At 52.2% G+C, this 20,929-nt stretch carries 12 protein-coding genes; 10 read left to right on the top strand and 2 right to left on the bottom strand.

The window, feature by feature from the left end; all coding sequences use genetic code 11:
- Positions 1 to 38: 38 nt before the first annotated feature.
- Both H581_RS0100115 and argH read left to right on the top strand, forming a co-directional pair.
- Positions 39 to 1,268, top strand: coding sequence for an argininosuccinate synthase (locus H581_RS0100115; RefSeq protein ID WP_028608221.1), 1,230 nt, complete (start codon positions 39 to 41; stop codon positions 1,266 to 1,268).
- Positions 1,269 to 1,294: 26 nt separating this feature from the next.
- Positions 1,295 to 2,710 (top strand): argininosuccinate lyase, encoded by a 1,416-nt coding sequence (gene argH / locus H581_RS0100110; RefSeq protein ID WP_028608220.1) that lies wholly within the window; start codon positions 1,295 to 1,297, stop codon positions 2,708 to 2,710.
- A gap of 162 nt (positions 2,711 to 2,872) precedes the next feature.
- Here the strand turns inward: argH and H581_RS0100105 are convergent, their stop codons facing one another.
- Complete coding sequence (locus tag H581_RS0100105; RefSeq protein WP_156889457.1) at positions 2,873 to 4,312, bottom strand: VanW family protein; 1,440 nt, start codon at positions 4,310 to 4,312, stop codon at positions 2,873 to 2,875.
- A 242-nt stretch (positions 4,313 to 4,554) separates the two neighbouring features.
- Between H581_RS0100105 and ftsE the strand changes: the two genes are divergently transcribed.
- The 5 genes from ftsE (at position 4,555) to H581_RS0100080 (ending at position 10,447) form a co-directional block, all read left to right on the top strand.
- Positions 4,555 to 5,241, top strand: coding sequence for a cell division ATP-binding protein FtsE (gene ftsE, locus H581_RS0100100; RefSeq protein ID WP_028608218.1), 687 nt, complete (start codon positions 4,555 to 4,557; stop codon positions 5,239 to 5,241).
- Entirely contained in the window at positions 5,231 to 6,148 is a 918-nt protein-coding gene (gene ftsX / locus H581_RS0100095; RefSeq protein ID WP_028608217.1) for a permease-like cell division protein FtsX, read from the top strand. The genes ftsE and ftsX overlap by 11 nt, the downstream gene beginning before the upstream one ends.
- Before the next feature lie 12 nt (positions 6,149 to 6,160).
- On the top strand, positions 6,161 to 7,420 hold the full coding sequence (locus H581_RS0100090; protein ID WP_028608216.1) for a murein hydrolase activator EnvC family protein: 1,260 nt from the start codon (positions 6,161 to 6,163) through the stop codon (positions 7,418 to 7,420).
- Positions 7,421 to 7,588: 168 nt separating this feature from the next.
- The gene (locus H581_RS0100085; RefSeq protein WP_028608215.1) at positions 7,589 to 9,046 is read left to right on the top strand and encodes a S41 family peptidase; all 1,458 of its coding nucleotides are present in this window, start codon (positions 7,589 to 7,591) and stop codon (positions 9,044 to 9,046) included.
- A gap of 90 nt (positions 9,047 to 9,136) precedes the next feature.
- Positions 9,137 to 10,447: a PDZ domain-containing protein gene (locus H581_RS0100080; RefSeq protein WP_028608214.1), complete on the top strand. Its 1,311-nt coding sequence runs from the start codon at positions 9,137 to 9,139 to the stop codon at positions 10,445 to 10,447.
- A gap of 70 nt (positions 10,448 to 10,517) precedes the next feature.
- Here the strand turns inward: H581_RS0100080 and H581_RS0100075 are convergent, their stop codons facing one another.
- Positions 10,518 to 14,228, bottom strand: a complete 3,711-nt coding sequence (locus H581_RS0100075; RefSeq protein ID WP_051250352.1) for a collagen binding domain-containing protein — start codon at positions 14,226 to 14,228, stop codon at positions 10,518 to 10,520.
- A 279-nt stretch (positions 14,229 to 14,507) separates the two neighbouring features.
- On the opposite strand from H581_RS0100075, the gene H581_RS0100070 reads away from it, so the two are divergent.
- The 3 genes from H581_RS0100070 to uvrA all read left to right on the top strand — a co-directional run bounded on the left by H581_RS0100070 (position 14,508) and on the right by uvrA (position 20,825).
- Positions 14,508 to 15,656, top strand: a complete 1,149-nt coding sequence (locus H581_RS0100070; RefSeq protein ID WP_245599855.1) for a response regulator — start codon at positions 14,508 to 14,510, stop codon at positions 15,654 to 15,656.
- Positions 15,657 to 15,924: 268 nt separating this feature from the next.
- Positions 15,925 to 17,925 carry an excinuclease ABC subunit UvrB gene (uvrB, locus tag H581_RS0100065; protein WP_028608211.1) on the top strand — a complete coding sequence of 667 codons (2,001 nt, stop codon included), beginning with the start codon at positions 15,925 to 15,927 and terminating at the stop codon, positions 17,923 to 17,925.
- Between the two features lie 17 nt (positions 17,926 to 17,942).
- Positions 17,943 to 20,825, top strand: a complete 2,883-nt coding sequence (gene uvrA / locus H581_RS0100060) for an excinuclease ABC subunit UvrA (RefSeq protein ID WP_028608210.1) — start codon at positions 17,943 to 17,945, stop codon at positions 20,823 to 20,825.
- Positions 20,826 to 20,929: the final 104 nt, after the last annotated feature.

Below are 20,929 nucleotides of genomic sequence, written 5' to 3'. Positions count from 1 at the left end.
CATAAATAAATTCATTCGAAGGGAAGTTTTCGATCATTATGGCAAAAGAAAAAATCGTGCTGGCTTATTCCGGCGGCTTGGATACATCGGTTATTCTCAAATGGCTGAAAGAAACATACGATGCCGAAATCATCGCGTTTACGGCGGATATCGGCCAGAAGGACGAGCTTGACGGCCTGGAGGCAAAAGCGCTCGCAACCGGCGCGTCAAAGGTGTACATCGATGATCTGCAGGGCGAGTTCGCAAAGGACTTTATCTATCCCATGTTCCAGGCGGGTACGATGTACGAGGGACAATATCTTCTCGGCACTTCGATTGCACGCCCGTTAATTGCGAAGCGAATGGTTGACATCGCCCGTGCGGAAGGCGCTACGGCGATTGCCCATGGCGCTACAGGCAAAGGAAATGACCAAGTGCGCTTCGAGCTCACGGCTGCCGCATTGGCACCGGAAATCGGCGTTATCGCGCCTTGGCGACTTGAGGCGTTCCGCGAGCAGTTCCCGGGCCGCGCGGAGATGATCGCCTATGCGGAGAAGCACGGCATTCCGGTTACGGCATCCGCCGCTAAGCCGTATTCGACGGATCGCAACCTGCTGCACATCAGCTTTGAAAGCGGCATGCTGGAGGATCCATGGTTTGACCCGAGCTCCGAGGAAAACGAGAGCATGTACGTCCTGAGCGTATCTCCCGAGAGAGCGCCGGATCAAGCGGAATATGTAGAGCTTACGTTCGAAGCCGGCAACTGCACGGCAATCAACGGCAAGTCGCACAGCCCGTTAGAAGTAATGAAGACATTGAACGAGCTTGGGGGCAAGCACGGCATCGGACGTGTCGATATGGTAGAGAACCGTTTCGTCGGCATGAAGAGCCGCGGCGTGTATGAAACGCCGGGCGGCACGATTCTGTTCACTGCGCACCGCAAAATGGAATCACTCACAATGGACCGCGAGGTTATGCATCTTCGCGACTCCTTAATCGCCAAATACAGCCAGCTCGTATATAACGGCTTCTGGTTCGCGCCGGAGCGCCTAGCCCTTCAAGCGCTCGTAACCGAATCGCAGAAGAATGTAAGCGGCGTTGTCCGCCTGAAGCTGTACAAAGGCAACGTCATCGGAGCGGGCGTTCAAAGTCCGGTTAGTCTATACAATCCCGACATCGCGACCATGGAAGCGGACCCTACGCAAGCGTACGATCAAGGCGATGCAACCGGTTTTATCCGTCTGAACGCGCTGCGCCTTAAAGTATCATCCGCAGTGACGAATAAGTAAGCTTGACAAGGGAGTGTAACGAACCAGTGAGTAAATTATGGGGCGGCCGTTTTACGAAAAAAACGGATCAATTGGTAGAGGAATATACGGCTTCGATTATGTTCGACAAAGAGCTGGCGGAAGAAGATATTCAAGGCAGCCTGGCGCATGTGACGATGCTTGGCAAGCAGGGCATCCTGCCGGCCGACGACGTCGAGAAAATCAAGGACGGCTTGCACCGCGTCCTGCAGCGCATCAAGCGCGATGATATCGAGTTCTCGATCGGAGACGAAGATATTCACATGAATATCGAGAAGACGCTGATCGATGACGTCGGCTCCGTCGGCGGCAAGCTTCATACCGGGCGCAGCCGCAACGACCAGGTGGCGACGGATATGCACTTGTGGCTGCGCAAGCGCGTTGTCGAATTCGTCGACATGCTGCACAAGCTGCAAGCGGCGCTTATTGAACAGGCAAAGTCCAATATCGACACGATTGTGCCGGGCTACACGCATTTGCAGCGCGCGCAGCCAATCCTGTTCGCGCATCATCTGATGGCGTATGTATCGATGTTCGGACGCGATATCGAGCGCTTGCAGGACAGCTACAAACGCATCAACGTGCTGCCGCTCGGAGCGGGGGCTTTGGCGGGGACGACGTTTCCGATCGACCGTCATTTCACAGCAAGCCAGTTGAAGTTTGACCGCGTATACGAGAACAGTCTGGATGCGGTAAGCGACCGCGACTTTATTCTGGAATTTCTGTCGGATGCGTCGATCATCATGATGCACCTGTCCCGCCTTAGCGAAGAACTCATTATGTGGTCGAGCACGGAGTTCAACTTTGTAGAGCTGGACGATGCTTTCTGCACGGGAAGCAGCATTATGCCGCAGAAGAAAAATCCGGACGTTCCGGAGCTCGTCCGCGGCAAGACAGGCCGCGTATACGGCAATCTCGTCGGTCTTCTGACCGTGCTGAAGTCGCTGCCGCTTGCATACAACAAGGATATGCAGGAGGACAAGGAAGGCATGTTCGATACGGTGAAGACGCTGCAGGGCGCGCTTCAGCTGTTCGCGCCGATGATCGCAACGATGAAGGTCAACAAGGACCGGATGCGCCAAGCGGTCAATCAGGATTTCTCGAATGCAACGGATATCGCGGACTTCCTCGTGAACAAAGGTCTTCCATTCCGTCAAGCGCATGAAGTGATCGGCAAAACGGTGCTTTACTGCATTGAGCAGAACAAGTATTTGCTCGATCTGACGCTGGAAGAGTTCAAAAAGTTCTCAACGCTGTTCGACGACCGGATCTATGAAGTTCTGCAGCCGGAACAGGTCGTCAATGCGCGTAACGTTTACGGCGGAACGGCGAAAACGCAGGTGCAGGATGCGATCGGCCGCGCCGATCAAGCGCTTGAAACGACGGCCGCATGGGTAACCGAGTATTTGGAGCGCAGCAGATAATCAAATGCAAGCCATGTATTGAAAAACAGCTCAGCAGCAGCCGGATTCGGCCGCAGCTGAGCTGTTTTTTGTATTGTTGGCCTCCCGGAGTGGCCAAGCGCATAACACCGGAAATTGGACATGAGGGCCAGTGAAATTCACTGCATCCCGGCATAAGGCAGCCTATACCCCGTCCTCCAGCAGCGGCTCTTCCGGCTCAGGAGTTGGCGTCGGCGCCGGTCCGCCAGTCATGGGTCCGACTTCAACGAGAGTGGGCTGTGCTCTGTACGTGTCGCGGGAAACTTTTTCACGCGATACGACTTCACCGTTACGCACTAGCGTGCGATAGGTATCCACAACGTAGCCCGGCTTCCCTTTTTCGACCGTTACTTTTTGTCCGGGGGAGAGTTTGGCATTCACGGTTTCCTGAACAGAAGGTTCAACCGTTTTCAGCGTGACCGATTCCACATCGTAACGAACGTTATCCGGCATCGTACCAAACAGTTTCACGGTCAACTGCCGGTCCTTCACCTCGGTGCGGATAATGAGATGCTTGCCGGTCGTATTTTTAAATCGGAAATTGATGGCGCCGCCCGCATAAGTCGCATCCTGCCCGAGCGGCAAATAGGCGACCGGCAGGGAATGGTTGCGCCGTTCTACGATTTCTAAGCCGGAGCGCAAAACCGCGTTATAAAGGGTGCTGGATACTTGGCAGATCCCGCCCCCGATCCCCGGCACCAGCTTGCCGTTCAAGATGACCGGAGCTTCCCGATACTCATAAAGCTCCTCCGCGCGTGCGATCAGCTTGCCGTATTCGAACACTTCACCGGGCGCCAGATGCCAGTCATGAAGCGCCTCGGCGGTAACGGTGACGTTATATGCCCGTCCTTCCGCGCTCGTACGGAAATCCGTCGAGAATTCGATAATCTTACGATCGATTCCCTCATCCTTCAACCCTTCCAGCGTAACCTCAGGGTATATTACGGCAATTGGAAGCTCGGCTTCATACGCTTCATCCACGGCTGCCCCGATTTCTTCCTTCTCCAGCACAATCCACTGGTCGACCTCATCAAGCAGCGGTACAATGTCAAGCCGGTAAGCAACGGCATGCGGCACATAGACCACTTCATCGTTATCGGTTATGGTGCGGGAAGCATTTTTGGCTTCATTTTTTTCGAGCCAGCTCCACTGCTTGCGGATGGCGGCATCGAGAGCATCGCGGTTCCAATTTTGCACCAGCACATAAGACTTCTGGAAACGGTAACGATGAACGGCGCGATCCCATAGATCGCCTTCCTTCAGCTTCGCTAATGCATCACGGACGCCGATGAATTCAGCGCGATAGCCGAGCTCGGCGGCGGTCCACTTCTTGCTGTCATTCGCCTCAGTCGATGCATGAATGGTAACTGTGCGCTTCATCAGCGATTCCTCGTATTGCTCGAGCAGCTTCAAGGCATTGACGATCGGCATGCCTCCAATGGGAATGCCGGCCGCATCCGCTTCGGCGGGAACTGTGCTCTGATTCGCGTAATTCGATACAAAACCCCAACCGACGGCAGCTGCTAGCAGAAGCGATGAGAGAACGATAATTCCGATGTGTATCCGTTTTAAGATAAGAATCACTCCTTCCTGCGCGATAGAAATAAGACAGTCTTACATGTATATGCAGGCAGATGCGTTTTTTGAATGCAATGATTGTCTAAATAACAACAGCCGGATGTGAGTAATGCCTCATGCGTTCGAACCGTTTTCGACAAATAATAGAATAATGAGATTTGTGAGAAATGAGAAAAACAGCTTCTTATGAAGGAATTCAGCACAAACTGTCGAAATAGTACAACTGACTCTTAACAGGATGTGATAATGTGATTGAGATGCAAGACATCTGGAAAACGTACACCGACGGGACGCATGCACTGCGAGGCGTCTCAGTTCGTATAGATCGCAATGAATTTGTATATTTGGTTGGACCGTCCGGCGCAGGCAAGTCAACGTTTATGAAACTTATCTACCGCGAAGAAGTGCCGACGAAAGGGCAAATCTCCGTAAACGGTTTTAATATCGGCAAGCTGAAGCCCCGAAAAATTCCATTCGTCCGCCGGAATATCGGCGTTATCTTCCAAGATTTCAGGCTGCTGCCCAAATTAACGGTGTTTGAAAACGTCGCTTTCGCCATGGAGGTCATAGAAGCTCCCCGGCGCATTATGAAGAAGCGGACGATGGAGGTGCTCGAGCTTGTAGGTCTTAAGCATAAGCACGCAAGCCTTCCGGCCCAGCTGTCCGGTGGTGAACAGCAGCGCGTCTCGATCGCTCGGGCGATCGTCAATAATCCGTCCGTAATCGTAGCGGACGAGCCTACGGGCAACCTGGATCCGGAAACATCGCTCGGCATAATGAATTTGCTCGAAGAAATTAATTTTAGAGGCGCGACCATCGTAATGGCGACACACAACAGGGATATCGTCAACTCCATGCGCAAGCGGGTCATTGCAATCGAGAACGGCGATATCGTTCGAGATGAAGCAAGAGGGGAGTACGGCTATGAAATTTAGCACGTTACTCCGGCATTTTCGGGAAGGCGCCAAAAACATTATCCGAAACGGCTGGATGTCATTCGCATCCATGAGCTCGATATTCATATCGCTTTTCATATTAGGAACCTTCTTTTTACTAGCGCTGAACGTGAATTCGATGGCAGGGCAAATGGAAAGCCAAGTGCAAATTCGCGTATACCTGCAATTGAACGTCGACCAAGCGAAGATGACGGAGCTGCAGAACAAGATCGGCAATCTGGCCGAAGTCAGCAAGGTGACGTTCGTATCCAAGGAAGAGGGGCTTGAGCTTCTCCGCAAAAACCTGGGCGAGGACAATAAGGATTTGCTTGAAGGTTATGAGAATGAAAAAAATCCGCTTCCGGACTCCTTCACGGTTGAGGTATACGATCCGCAAACCATTGAATCGGCGGCACAGCAGATCGACGCGATCAACAAAGCGGATGAGCTGGCGCCTATCGCAAAAATCAAATACGGGCAAGGTACGGTTGAAACCTTGTTCAAAATTACGAATGCCGTACGGAATATCGGTATCGTGATCGTGATCGGATTATCGGTAACCGCGATGTTCCTTATTTCAAATACGATCAAAATGACGATTTTGGCAAGACGCCGCGAGATCGGCATTATGAAGCTGGTGGGCGCTACAAATTCGTTTATCCGCTGGCCGTTCTTTATCGAAGGCGCTCTTATTGGAATTATTAGCTCCGTGATTACGACGATCGCGATTTTGATCGGTTATGCGCAGCTTGTGAAACTGACGCAAATGGAAATGTCACTGATGATGATTAAGCTTGTCACCTTAGATGAGTCCGGCTTGCTGACCGCAGCGCTTCTCGTCGGACTCGGCACGTTGATCGGTATTTGGGGAAGCACCATTTCGATACGAAAGTATTTGAAAGTGTAGGTGGGCGAGAGCGTGAAAAAGAGAAAATGGTTATGGTTTGTCGTTGTGATGATGGTTTCCGTGTTTGTCCTGCAGCCTTCAGGCGGGGAAGCGGCTTCCCTCTCGGACATTCAGAAGCAGCTTGAAGCTGCGAAGCGGGAAATGAGAGAAGCCGAACGTAAAGCGGCGAATGTGCAGCATCAGGTGAAAAGCGCAAAGAACGAAGCAGCGAATGCGGCAAATGAGAAGAACAATATTGAAGGGCAGAAGGCAGCGGCTAAAGCGTCCATCAATACGCTTCTGGCCGAGATCGATAACGTCGTCATCAATAAAACGAAGACGCAAATGGAGCTTGACGCAAAGGAAGAGGAAGTGCTTCAGACAGGTCTTGAGCTGGAGCAAGCGGAAGAGCGTGTCGTGCAGCGCGACAAGCTGCTTCAATCCCGCATGAGACTGATGTACACCAATGGTTTTGTGTCCTATATGGATGTTCTGCTCAGCGCCACGAGCTTTACCGATTTTATCGACCGGTTCGACGCGCTGCAGTCGATTCTGACGCAGGACCGCGAAATTCTGGAGGAACAGAAGAAAGAGAAGGAGCTCGTCATCGTGAAGAAGGCTGAGGTGGAGAAGCAGCTCAGCGAAGTGAAAGCGATCTATGACAAGCTGGAGAAATACCAGGCGCATCTCGTGAAGAAAGAACAAGAGAAAGAGCAGATGATTGCAAGCTACAACGCGAACATTCAGGAGCTGGACAGCAAGCTTGCAGAGATCGACGAGCATCTTGAGGAGCTGGAAGGCATTAGCGAGGAGCAGGAGAGGCTGCTTATGGCGAAAGCTTCTGAGGTATCCAAGCTGAATGCGGAGAAGAACCGGATTGCGAACCCTTATACCGGCGGCAGGCTTGGCATGCCGATCAAAGACAACTACCGCATAAGCTCGACCTTCGGCACTCGGATCCATCCGATAACGGGCAAGAGGCATACGCATACGGGCCTCGACTTCGCCGCTCCGCAAGGCACCGACATCTATGCAGCCGAAGCTGGCGTCGTCATCGTCGCTCAAGTGTGGAGCACCTACGGCAATTGCATTATTATTGACCATGGCAACGGTTTATGGACCCTATACGCGCATATCCGCAACGGCGGATACGATGTGGAAAAAGGCGATTCCGTCAAAAAAGGCGAAAAAATTGCCGAAGTCGGCAGCACGGGCAATTCAACCGGTCCGCATCTGCATTTCGAGGTGCGGAAGAATGAAACCCCGGTTAACCCAAGCGGCTATTTAAAATAATCAGCACTCCTATTTTACATTCCGAGGCAGCCCATGTGGCTGCCTTCTTCCAGATATGGTAGGATTATGTCTTACAACCGTATAAGGCAAATAATTGTAAGCCGCTTGTCATATACTAGGTTGGTCTTGAAATAAAGACCGTGTAAGATGAGAAGGTGGTGTAGAGAGGTGCATTTCAAAGGGCGCACAGTATTCGCGTTCGTCATGCTGACGATGGTTGCTTCCGTGCTCATAACGCTCACAGTGGCGGATCAGATCCTGAAGCAGGACGAGTCTTCGTCGCATGCTGTCGCTGCTTCGGCTGCCGGCGAAGGGGAACGCTTCAAGCTGAAAGAAGATGAACTGACGAAGCTGAACGCGGTGCTCGAATTAATTGAAACGAAGTATTACCAAGAGGTTGATCGGGACGAGCTCCTTGACGGCGCGGTCAGCGGCATGATGTCGTCGCTGGATGATCCGTACTCCGTCTATATGGAGAAGGACGTGGCGCAGCATTTTTCGGAATCGATTGAAGGCTCTTTCACGGGAATCGGCGCAGAGGTAACGATGGATAACGGGCGGATCGTCGTCGTGTCTCCGATAAAAGGCTCGCCAGCCGAACGTTCGGGCTTGCTGGCTAAAGACATTCTCCTTTCCGTTAACGGGGAGAAGCTCGACGGTTTGAACTTGCAGGATGCCGTCGCGAAAATTCGCGGTCCTAAAGGAACCAAGGCAAAAATTCAAGTGCAGCGGGCAGGCTTCTCCGAGCCGATACAGCTCGTTCTCATACGAGACGATATCGACGTAGAAACGGTTTACGGAAGCATGAGGCCAGACGGCGTAGGGATTATCGAGATCAGGCAATTCTCTCTGCACACAGCGGACCGGTTTAAGGAAGAGCTGGAACGGCTGGAGGGACAGGGCATGAAGGGTCTTGTGCTTGATGTTCGCAACAACCCCGGCGGGATTCTTCCGGTCGTCATTGACATTGCCCAATCCTTTATGCCGAAGGGCAAAACGATTGTACAGGTAGAGGATCGGGATGGGAATCGGGAGAAAACCGTGTCGGAAGGCAAGAGCAAAACGTATCCGATTGCCGTGCTTATGAATAACGGAAGCGCGAGCGCATCGGAAATATTGGCCGGAGCGCTGAAAGAAGGAGCCGGCGCCAAGCTGGTCGGTGAAACGTCGTTTGGCAAAGGCACCGTGCAGGTCAGCTATAATAAGGTGCTGGGCGACGGAAGCCTCGTGAAGATGACGATTGCCAAGTGGCTGACGCCGAACGGCAATTGGATCCACCAGACCGGCATTAAGCCGGATCTCGAAGTGAAGCCGCCGGATTTATACACGGTTGCCAGACTTTCCATGTCGGAGACGCTGAAGCAGGATATGCTTGGCGAGCAGGTGAAGAGCGTACAAATTATTCTTCACGGTCTTGGTTATGATCCGAAACGCGAGGATGGATACTACGGAACGGAAACGACCCAGGCCGTAACCAAATTTCAATCCGAGCATGGATTGCCTGTTACGGGCCAGGTTGATGCGAAGACCGGGGAAGCGCTTGAGAAAGCGGTCATTAAATGGCTTCAGGATAAAAATAACGACATTCAGCTGCTTGAAGCCGTGAAGGCCGTAGGCAGGAAATAATACGCGAATGTCGAATGAATAAGAGGTTGGCTCCTTAAACGAGTCAGCCTTTTATTTTTGTGCAAGCGGAGTGAGTGAAGGGGGAAGGCCATGAATACGTCAATGGAAGTGCTTGGCATGCTTGGACAAGCGGCTGTCCAATTGGTTGCGCAGCCGTTTTATTATATCGCGGTGTTATTTATTATTTTACAGTATACGAGGCAAATTCGCCTGGAGCGGCAATTATTTGCCGTTAAGCTTCATTATTGGCCCGCATTGGTCGGAAAAGCGCTCCTTGCGGGCTTGGCGACCGGCATTACCGTCTCGGCGGCGGGCGCCTTGATCGGCGTTGCTTTGACGGCTGAATCCGTCCTATGGCTATGGGCTGTCGCGGCGATTCTCATGCTTATTCGTATTCGATATTTATGTTTTGCTTACAGTGCGGGAATCATTGTGCTGCTGCAGTGGCTGTCGGGATGGACGAACTTTTCGGAGCGGACGGATTGGCTCGCTTCAATTGCTGGTTCATTAGCCGATATTGATGCTGCAGGACTGCTTATGCTGGTTGCGCTGCTCCATCTGGCCGAGGCGCTGCTTGTACGACGCCAAGGAGACCGGCTGTCGACGCCGCTGTTCCTGGAAGGAAAAAGAGGCAAGCTTGTCGGAGGTTATATGCTGCAGGGCTTCTGGCCGGTTCCGCTGCTAATGCTTGTGCCTTCGTCCGGCAGCGGGGCTTCGACAATCTCATTGCCATGGACGCCGGTGTTTGGAGCAGATTGGTCGCAGGGCTGGACCATTATTGCGCTGCCGATGATTATCGGCTTCACGGAGATGACGCGATCCATGCTTCCGAAGGAAAAGGCAAGACATGCTGCGAGAGGTCTGCTCTTGTACAGCATATTCCTGGCAGCCGCAGCTCTCTTAGCCTGGTGGCAGCCCGTACTGCTTCCTGCAGCGGCGCTGGTTTCCGTCCTGCTGCATGAGGCGCTCGTCTGGCGGAGCCGTTATCTCGAATCGACCAGACCGCCGCTGTTCGTGCATGATGCTAGAGGCTTGCGCGTATTAGGCATCGTGCCGGGAACGCCGGCTGAGGCGATGGGATTGGCCGCAGGAGAGGTTTTGCAGAAGGTTAACGGTGTGCGGGTGAGAACGAAGGAAGAGCTGTATGAGGCGCTGGTCCAAAATTCGGCGTTCTGCAAGCTCGAGGTCTTAAACATAGATGGAGAGCTTAAGTTCGCGCAGCGCGCGCGGTATGAAGGCGAGCATCATCAGCTCGGCGTGATCCTGGCGCCGGATGAGGAGGCGAACTTCTACGCTGCTTCAGGTCCGGCATCGCTGCTGGAGCTGCTGCGCAGCTCCAGAGCCTCGAGCAGACGCCGCCAAGCCTCGGCAGCCGCCGGCAAAGAGCAGGCAGGACTTTAATGAAACGTGAAGCGGTGGAGCCCAATTTGGACTCCACCGCTTTTTTCTGCTTGTTTATTTTATGACCGGGTTAGTTCGTCGGTTTCTTTCTTCTGGTGAAGTAAAGTCCCGCCCCTAGAACGATCAGCATCATGCCGATCAGCTGCCAGGACAGGTAGCTGTCTTCTCCCGTTTTAGGCAGTACCGATACATCCGGCTTTTCCTCGACCGTGCCGAGCGGAATTTCCTCGACGTCAACTTCGAAGAAGAACTCCTCTGCATTTCCGTTACTATTCATAACGATAACTGTAAATTTATCTTTGCCGATAAATCCAGGCTTCGGAATGTAAGTCCACTCGCCGGAAGGCGTTACGGTCACGCTGCCGTTTGCAGGTTTATCGCCGACAGTGACTTTTCCGTTATCCGGCACAGTGACTTTGCCAGTGATTGACGTATTTACTTTCGTTGCCTTCTTCATGACGTGAGGCGTAGTCGTATCCGGTGTCGGGCTAGGCGTTACGACAGGAGTCGGACTAGGCGTAGTCGTATCCGGCGTCGTAGTCGGGCTAGGCGTCGGCGTAACCGGTGTCGGGCTAGGCGTTGACGTATCCGGCGTCGGGCTAGGCGTCGACGTATCCGGCGTCGGGCTAGGCGTCGAAGTATCCGGTGCCGGGCTAGGCGTCGAAGTATCCGGCGTCGGGCTAGGCGTCGAAGTATCCGGAGTCGGGCTAGGCGTCGGCGTAACCGGAGTCGGAGTTGGCGTCGGCGCAGCCGGATCTACGGCGTTCGAAATCACTAAAGATTGAGCGACTGTTGAATTGATCGTTATGATTTGCACATTATCATTGGGAATCAAATAGCCGGCCGGGGCCTTGGTTTCCGTTAAAATGTACTGGGAATACAGCAGCGTCGGGAACACGACTTTACCCGCTGCATTCGTTGTAAGGGTACTGATTACCGCATTGGTCGATTTGCGTCGCAGCTCGAATTCGGCTCCTGCCAGTACTTTCGTTGGATCCGTTTCGTCGACCTTCGTGATTTCCAGGCTTCCCGTCAAGCCGGAGCCCGTTCCCGAACCGGACGAGCGCTGGATAACGATCGGCGACTCCTGGCTTTTGGTTACGGGAGCTACTCCATCACCCTCGAAGCTGACTTTGTTCGTTACGGCGACGCCATGGGCCGCGTCCGTAACGGTTCTGTACTCCAGGATAAAGGCGGACGTAATCGGATTAGGATCAATAAAGCTGAGCGTAAACGATTGTTTGCCATCCGGATCAGTTATAAAAACAAGAGAATAATGGGTATTTCTAGTTAATTCAGTTGTTTTTGTTACGTTTCCGTTTGCGTCCACGGATGTTGCAAACAGCTTGAACGATTCCTCGTCCAAGACTTGGTTGCTGCTTGGCTCGTCAAAAATTTTAGCGTTGGGAACATGGGATTGTCCACGGTTGATCTGTATGGTCCAATTGACGAAGTTAGGATCCGTTCCGTCCTGTACGCCTGTCTTTCGAACATATTCTCCCCCTTGCGGGATGCTGACTGATTGCGTCAAGCTGGCCGAATAGCCGCCGTCGCCTGATAGAATGGCGATATTGTCTACTTTATTGTTATTAATCAAAACTTGGTCGAGCGTTGTTTGGAACGTAATTTGATAAGGTGAGTTTATGGGATTCTTGAATCTGACCGTTAACGTATTATCGTTGGCTTCGGACGGTTCGATAACCTCATATTCGTTCGGATCGACAAGTGCTCCAGTCGCCGTACCGTTCGCCCCGCCGGTCAAGGTCATATGATTCACCGCTAGGGTGCCAGCTTTTAGTTTCTGGCCGGACTGGAGTTTGTCGGCTACTTGCGCGCCGGCAATCGTTTTGTTGTTGTAATTAATTCCGATATCCCATGAAAGCTCTTTGGTGGCCGCGTTATAAGAACCTTTTTTATAGCCGTTGTTTTTTGTGTAAGTATCGGGATTGAAGGTGTCTGAGAAACCGATGCTCTTCGTGGCGTCGGCGGTCGAGCTGTTTATGGACGTCCATGCCAGCGTGCCTTCATTGTAAAAGGTTCCGTTGCTGTTTGCGCCAGCATTTTTCCAGTCGTTATTAAACTTCGTTTTGTAGCTGATGATATATTTTTCTTTCACGTTTTCGTTAAAGGTCAGCGTAAAGCCTGCTCTCGGGTCAGTGACATTGTAGACCGATGAATTAACCGTCATTCCGGTATCGGCTTCCTTAACGATTAACGAGTCGGGAATGAATTCAAGCCCGCCCTCTTTGAAATTGTCCGTAATCGATACGCCTCCGAGATCGGCATTATTGCCGTTAATTTCGATGGTCCAATTAACGGTTTTGGCGTTGTAATCCGAGTTTGAATCCGTTTTTTTGACAAACTGCTGTCTGAGTGTAAAAGAGCCCGGTTTCGTAATCGTTCCGTTTGTAACATCATTGCTGATCGTTTCGTCTTTATACACGTGACCGTCCGCTGTTGTTTTGTAAGAGATTCGATAAGCGGAGTCGATCTGGTTGTTGAACTTAAAGTTAAAGCCTTCTTTGCCTCCGGCCGCAGGTACCGGGGTGACGGAGTATTCGGAAACGTCGACCAAGCCGTCTACCGATGCGGTCCCGTCGACATTAATCTTCATCTTGTGAACGACGATGCTGTTCGAAACTAACTGCTGCGAATCGTCGAACCGGTCCTCCAGCAAGGTATCGCCTGCTGCGATAATCGTTTCGCCGTAATTGTAAGTAATCGCCCAGCCGACGGTTTGCGTAACGGGATCGTAGCCGCCGGTGGAGCTTTTGCCCAATAGATCACCCCGAGGCGTGAGCACGGTATTCCCGGCTTGGACAGAAGATATGTTGTCGCCCGACAAGGTAGCGTCGTTCTTGAAGCTGGCTGCCGTACCGTCCAAAATCGCGGTCGTAAATTCGATCCGGTACGCTTTGTCCATCTTGTCGAAGCTGACCGTGAAATCGTCCGTACTGTTGATTTTGCCGATAGTGAATCCTGTCGTGACCTCGGAGCCTTTCGTTGCCGTACCGTCGATGCTGACGTTAAGGTCGTATACCTTGACGGAACCTGTTGTAAGCGAAAGGCCGCTTGGGATCGGATCCGTCACCATGGCATTCGCGACGCTGGCCAGGTTTTTGTTGACATCGATCGCCCATGCGATGTTTTTAGCATTTTTGACTCTGTCGGCCGTGCCGGACTTGCTGATCGGTGAAGCGTTCTTGGGATTGAACAAAAGGGTGGCCGTTTGTTCGCCGCCGTCGATTTTGAATTTGATATCCTCCGTCGTCTTCTTGATGACGCTTAGCTCAAATTCGGTTCCAATATCAATGAGACCTTGTATGTTTGAACGCTTTTCGATCAAATCGTTAAAGGTCATGACGACTTCATTATCGCTGCTGGAGTCGCTTGTCTTCGTAACGGTGAACGTTCCAACCACTTCGTTGTTAAATACCAGATCCTCCGTAAAGCCATTAAACAACTTGAAGGCCTTCGGAAGTAAAAACTTGAACGTATCGCCAGCTTGATACCCGTGATCGTTCGGGAGCGCCCATTCATAATGCAAGCGGATAGGATCATCGGGATTGATACGGAAGTCGGGATTGGATATGACGCCCGTTCCGGAATCGTACACCGAGGCAATGACGGTTCGTGCGGGATCTTCTTTAACGATCGATACTTTCGTCAAAATATTTTCAGTGATTCCTGCCGCTTCTACCTGCTTCAAAACGCCGGAATAGTTTGCATACTGTAAAATCATTAAAAATGCAATGATGAGTGCTGCCGTTTTCTTTCTCACTTCTCTTACCTCCATACCTATCGATTATTAGTTGAAATGATTGCCGTTCCGAAAGCGGAGGGCTAAAATATAAGGGAACCTCCTTTTTTCATCAAAGTGCGACTTTTTATTACATCTAATTCATTATAATGAACCGAAATATACAAAATCTGAAAAAAGAAGTCGAAATAGCCATTATCAGATTCTGGAAATTTCCCGATATAAAAGATTAAGAGAACAATGTCGATATACGAGTTCGTTCGTTGCCAGGCGAGCATAGGAGTGGGATTAGTGAAAATAATGTTGGTAGACGATGAAAGGTTGGCGCTCGTTCAATTGGAAAAGATGCTCCGCCAAGCCATGGAATACGCGGTGATCGATACGTTCCAGGATCCGGCGGAGGCGCTGGAGCAGGCAAGCAAGCTTCAGCCGGATGCCGTTTTTCTGGATATTCATATGCCGGGCCTATCAGGCTTGCAGGCGGCAGAGCTCCTGCAATCTTCCTGTCCGCGTACTGCCATTGTTTTTGTAACGGCCTACGACGAGTACGCCATTCAAGCATTTGAACTGAACGCCATCGATTACATATTGAAGCCGTTGCACAAATCGCGCCTGGAGAAAACGATGGAGCGCCTTTTGAAACGCAAGGTCGATTGGGAGGGAGCAAAGCCGAAAACGAATAATCCCCAAACCATTTATTGCTTAAAAAGCTTAAAGTTCCAATCCTTAGGAAGAATGCCCGAGCTGCCAAGATGGCGGACGGCGAAGGCGCAGGAAATGTTTGCTTACTTGCTTCACAATAGAGGCCGGATTGTGCATAAATCGATGCTCCTGGAGATGTTTTTTCCCAGCATGGACATGAAGCGGGCAATGGCTCAGCTGTATACGGCCGTCTATCAAATCAGGCAATGTTTGCAGGCGATGGGGATGGAAATTACGATTCATAATTCAAACATACAGGAAGGCTATATTCTGGAAATGGGCGAAGCGCTTCTGGATAAAGAGCAATGGGAAGAGAGGCTTGGGAGGCTGGGTACCGAGGTTTCAGCGAATCATGAGGAACGGTTTCAACTGTTAATGGAGTATGAAGGCGATTATTTACGGGATTACGGCTACGTTTGGGCGGAGCATGAGCGTGAGCGTCTCCGCAGACTTTGGCTTGCGTTTGCCCGCGAGCTGGGCCGCTATTATTTAAAAGCGGACCGCGGACATCCTTACACGCTTCAGCTCTATGAGCGCATTCAGCATATCGATCCGTATAACGAGGAAGAAGGGTTCATTTTGCTGCAGCTGTATGATGAGAGCGGGCAGTATGATAAAGTGGCGGCCTACTATGCGGAGCTGAATGAGAAAATGAAGTCGGAGCTCGGTCTGTCGATCCCTGTGCAAGTCGATTTATGGTACCGGGAGTGGCTTGAGAAGAGGGCGGGGAAGAGAACGGTCCGGTGAGTGCGTGTATTGTGAAAATAAATCCTTGTTCTAACGAAAAGCAAAGCGCTGCCGCGGCAGCCTTTGCTTTTATTTATGCCGCTGCAGCGGGCCAATCAAGTCTTCAAGGTTAAAAATTTCTCCAAATGGTTGTGATCTTGCGCCTTCTTACATTAAACGCTATAATAGACGGGAACAAACATTCTTATTTTATTCAGTCATGTAGAGTTCTTAAACGATTTGACTATAATGTTAAGAGGATAAGGGATGATGGGGGTGGATGACAGCTGTGAGCGAGCTTACTAAGTCAACGAAGCTGTTCGAATTGAAATCGGATTATACGCCGCAGGGCGATCAGCCTAAGGCGATCGAGGAGCTTGTCGAAGGGGTCAAGGCGGGCAAGAGGCATCAAACCTTGCTTGGGGCAACGGGCACGGGCAAGACGTACACGATCGCGAACACGGTCGCAAGGCTGAATCGGCCGACGCTCGTTATCGCGCATAACAAGACGCTGGCTGCGCAGCTGTGCAGCGAGTTCAAGAGCTTTTTCCCCGATAATGCCGTGGAATACTTCGTCAGCTACTATGACTACTATCAGCCGGAAGCCTACATTCCTTCAACCGACACCTTTATTGAGAAGGATTCAAGCATCAATGATGAAATTGATAAATTGCGGCACTCCGCGACAAGCGCCCTATTCGACCGCCGCGATGTCATTATCGTTGCGAGCGTATCGTGTATTTACGGTCTCGGTTCGCCGACGGAGTACGGGAGCCTGGTGCTCTCGCTGCGGGTAGGCATGGAGAAGCCTCGCGACGCGATTTTGCATAAGCTTGTGGATATACAATACCAACGGAACGATATCAGCTTTACGCGCGGAACGTTCCGCGTACGCGGCGACATCGTGGAAATCTTCCCGGTCGCCAATAATGAACGTGCCCTCCGGGTGGAGCTGTTCGGAGACGAGATCGAACGGATATCGGAGATCGACGTTCTGACCGGAGAGATTGTCGGCGAACGCGAGCATATCGCGATTTTCCCGGCTTCTCACTTCGTTACGCATGAGGATACGATGAAGGTAGCCATCGTCAATATCGAGCGGGAGCTGGAGGAGCGTCTTGCCGAGCTGCGGGAAGCGGGCAAGCTGCTGGAGGCGCAGCGGCTGGAGCAGCGCACGCGCTACGATTTGGAAATGATGGCGGAGATGGGCTTCTGCTCGGGCATCGAGAACTATTCGGGCCCGCTTACGTTCAGGGAGCGCGGAGCGACGCCATATACGCTGCTCGACTATTTTCCCGATGACATGCTGATCGTCATCGACGAGTCGCATGTCTCGTTGCCGCAGATCCGGGCGATGTTCAACGGCGACCGGGCGAGGAAGGAAATGCTCGTGAATCACGGCTTCCGCCTTCCGTCGGCGATGGATAACCGGCCGCTTCGCTTCGAGGAATTCGAAGCGAAAGCGAAGCAGCTGATTTATGTTTCTGCAACGCCGGGACCTTACGAGCTGGAGCACTGCGACAGGATGACGGAGCAAATCATCCGTCCGACGGGATTGATAGATCCGATCATCGAGGTTCGTCCAACCAAGGGTCAGATTGATGATCTGCTGCATGAGATCCGCGAGCGAATCGCGAAGGACGAACGGGTGCTCGTCACGACGTTAACGAAGAAAATGTCGGAGGATCTGACCGACTACATGAAGGAGGTAGGCATTAAAGTCCGCTATCTCCATTCCGACATTAAGACGCTGGAACGATTAGCTATATTGCGTGATTTGAGGCTCGGCGTATTCCATGTGCTGATCGGAATCAACCTCCTTCGTGAAGGCCTGGATCTACCCGAGGTATCGCTCGTTTCCATTCTCGATGCGGATAAGGAAGGTTTTCTGCGCTCAGACCGCGCTCTTATACAGACGATCGGACGCGCGGCGAGAAACAGCGAGGGCCGCGTCATTATGTACGGCGACAAGATCACCGACTCCATGGATCGGGCGATCAAGGAAACCGAACGTAGGCGCACCATTCAGCTTGCTTACAATGAGAAGCATGGCGTAACGCCGCAAACGATACGGAAGAAAGTGCATGACGTGATCGAGGCGACGAAGGTGGCGGAGCAGAAGTCCGACTACTTAACCGGCGCAGACACCGGGAAGATGTCCAAGAAAGACCGTCTCGCGCTTGTGCAAAGGCTCGAAGCGGAAATGAAGGAAGCCGCGAAGAGCTTGCAGTTCGAACGCGCTGCAGAGCTGCGCGACGCGCTGCTTGAGCTGCGCGCCGAGATGGGATAAGTAGGAGGAGAACGGATTTGGCTAGCGATAAAATCGTAGTTAAGGGCGCGCGCGCCCACAATCTCAAAAATATTGACGTCACGATACCGCGTGACAAGTTTGTCGTACTGACGGGGCTAAGCGGTTCCGGCAAATCCTCGTTGGCATTTGATACCATTTATGCGGAAGGCCAGCGGCGTTATGTCGAGTCGCTGTCCGCATATGCCCGTCAATTTCTCGGACAGATGGAGAAGCCCGATGTCGATTCGATCGACGGGTTGTCTCCCGCCATATCCATCGACCAGAAAACGACCAGCCGCAACCCTCGTTCGACGGTAGGAACGGTAACCGAGATTTATGATTATTTGCGTCTGTTGTTTGCCCGAATCGGAAAGCCTCATTGTCCGGAGCACGGCATCGAAATTACGTCGCAGACGGTCGAGCAAATGGTCGACCGCATCATGGAGTATCCGGAGAAGACGAAGCTTCAAATCTTGGCTCCCATTATTTCCGGACGCAAGGGCGAGCATACGAAGCTGCTGGCCGATGTCCAGAAGCAGGGATTCGTACGTGTACGCGTGAACGGCGAGTTGAGAGAGCTCAGCGAGAAGATTGAGCTTGAGAAGAACAAGAAGCACAGCATCGAGGTTGTCGTCGACCGTATCGTTGTGAGATCAGACGTTCACAGCAGGCTGGCGGATTCTCTCGAGACGGCGCTTAAATTGTCCGAGGGCCGGGTGCTGGTGGATATTATCGATCAGGAGGAGCTGCTGTTCAGTTCGAATCTCGCTTGCCCGGAATGCGGGTTCAGCATTGACGAGCTGGAGCCGCGGATGTTCTCCTTCAATAGCCCTTACGGCGCATGCCCGGATTGCGACGGATTAGGCGTGAAGATGATCGTCGACCCGGACTTGTTAGTTCCGGATGGAAGCATTGCGATTGAGAACGGGGCTTTCCTCGCATGGGCGGGAAGCACGTCGAACTATTATCCGCAATTTCTGAGCGCGGTTTGCGAGCATTACGGCATTCCGCAAAATGTGCCGGTATCGGAGCTGTCCGCCGAGCAGATGAAGAAGCTGCTTCACGGAACGGGAGGAGAGCGGGTTCGCTTCCTTTATGAAAATGATTTCGGCCACCGCAAGGAAGCTTATGTTCCTTTCGAAGGTATCGTGAACAATCTGGAACGCCGGTATAGGGATACGGCATCGGATATGATGCGCGAGCATATTGAAGGTTATATGAGCGCAAAGCCCTGTGCCGGCTGCAAAGGCCATCGTCTGCGTAAGGAAAGTTTGGCGGTGACCATCGGATCGCAGAACATCTCGCAGGTCACATCGCTGTCGATCGGAGAAGCGAGCCGTTATTTTGACGGTCTCAAGCTTAGCGAGAAGGAAATGGTGATCGCAAGTCTCATTATGAAGGAAATTAACAGCCGCCTCGGCTTCCTCGTCAATGTCGGTTTGGAGTACTTATCGTTAAGCCGCGCGGCCGGAACGTTATCCGGCGGCGAAGCGCAGCGGATTAGACTGGCTACCCAGATCGGCTCGAGTCTGATGGGCGTCCTCTATATTTTGGACGAGCCGAGCATTGGTCTTCATCAGCGGGATAACGACCGCTTAATCCAGACGCTTGAGCATATGCGCAACCTGGGCAACACGCTGATCGTTGTCGAGCATGACGAGGACACGATGCTGGCTGCCGACTATATCATCGATATCGGGCCTGGCGCCGGCATTCACGGCGGTATGGTCATCGCGCAGGGAACGCCTAAAGAAGTTATGGCGGATGAGAATTCGCTCACCGGTCAATATCTGAGCGGCCGCAAGTTCATTGAGGTGCCGATGGAACGGCGTAAAACAAACGGCAAATGGCTTGAGGTCCGAGGCGCGAAGGAGAACAATCTGCGAAACGTGAATGTCAAAATTCCGCTCGGCGTGTTCTCCGCCGTTACGGGCGTATCGGGTTCAGGCAAATCAACGTTTGTTAACGAGATTTTGTATAAGACGTTAGCTCGCGACTTAAATAAAGCGAAGGTGCGTCCGGGGCAGTACAAAGAAATGCGCGGTCTGGAGCATCTGGAGAAGGTTATCGACATCGACCAATCGCCGATCGGCCGGACACCTCGTTCCAATCCGGCAACGTATACCGGCGTATTCGACGATATTCGCGATTTGTACGCCAGCACGAATGAAGCGAAGGTCCGCGGCTATAAGAAGGGCCGCTTCAGCTTTAACGTGAAGGGAGGCCGCTGCGAAGCTTGCCGTGGCGACGGTATCATCAAGATCGAAATGCATTTCCTGCCTGACGTTTACGTGCCGTGCGAGATTTGCAAGGGCAAGCGCTACAACCGGGAGACGCTGGAAGTGAAATACAAAGGCAAGAACATCGCAGAGGTGCTGGAGATGACGATCGAGGACGGATGCTCCTTCTTCGAGAACCTCCCGCGTATTCATCGGAAGGTTAAGACCTTGCTGGATGTTGGACTTGGTTACATGAAGCTGGGGCAGCCTGCGACAACGCTGTCGGGCGGCGAAGCGCAGCGCGTGAAGCTGGCGGCAGAGCTGTACCGCCGCTCAACGGGCACAACCCTATATATTTTGGATGAGCCGACAACCGGCTTGCATGTTCATGATATTGACCGTTTGTTAACCGTATTGCACCGTCTGGTCGATTCAGGGGAATCCGTGCTCGTCATTGAGCATAACCTGGATGTCATCAAGACGGCGGATTATTTAATTGATCTGGGGCCGGAAGGCGGCAACGGCGGCGGAACGATCGTCGCAACAGGCACTCCCGAGCAGGTGGTTAAGGTTGAGCAATCCTATACGGGCAAATATCTGAAGCCGATTCTGGAGCGCGACCGCGAACGGACAATCGCACAGCATAAAGCGCAAGAAAGAGTAGCCGCCGCGGCGGAATAAATAGAGGATTAAGGGTGAATTTCGGTAGGGGTTACTCGTACTGATATTCACCCTTTTTTTTAAGGCACTGTTATTGTTAAATGTTGATTACCGAGCAAAAGAAA

Source organism: Paenibacillus harenae DSM 16969 (assembly GCF_000422465.1).
GTDB lineage: Bacteria > Bacillota > Bacilli > Paenibacillales > Paenibacillaceae > Pristimantibacillus > Pristimantibacillus harenae.
This window is presented reverse-complemented; position numbering and strand designations above follow the sequence as displayed.

Coding starts and splice junctions, on each gene's coding strand:
- H581_RS0100115 (WP_028608221.1), top strand. CDS start 39: ATGGCAAAAGAAAAAATCGTGCTGGCTTATTCCGGCGGCTTGGATACA.
- H581_RS0100080 (WP_028608214.1), top strand. CDS start 9,137: ATGAATACGTCAATGGAAGTGCTTGGCATGCTTGGACAAGCGGCTGTC.
- H581_RS0100070 (WP_245599855.1), top strand. CDS start 14,508: ATGTTGGTAGACGATGAAAGGTTGGCGCTCGTTCAATTGGAAAAGATG.
- ftsX (WP_028608217.1), top strand. CDS start 5,231: ATGAAATTTAGCACGTTACTCCGGCATTTTCGGGAAGGCGCCAAAAAC.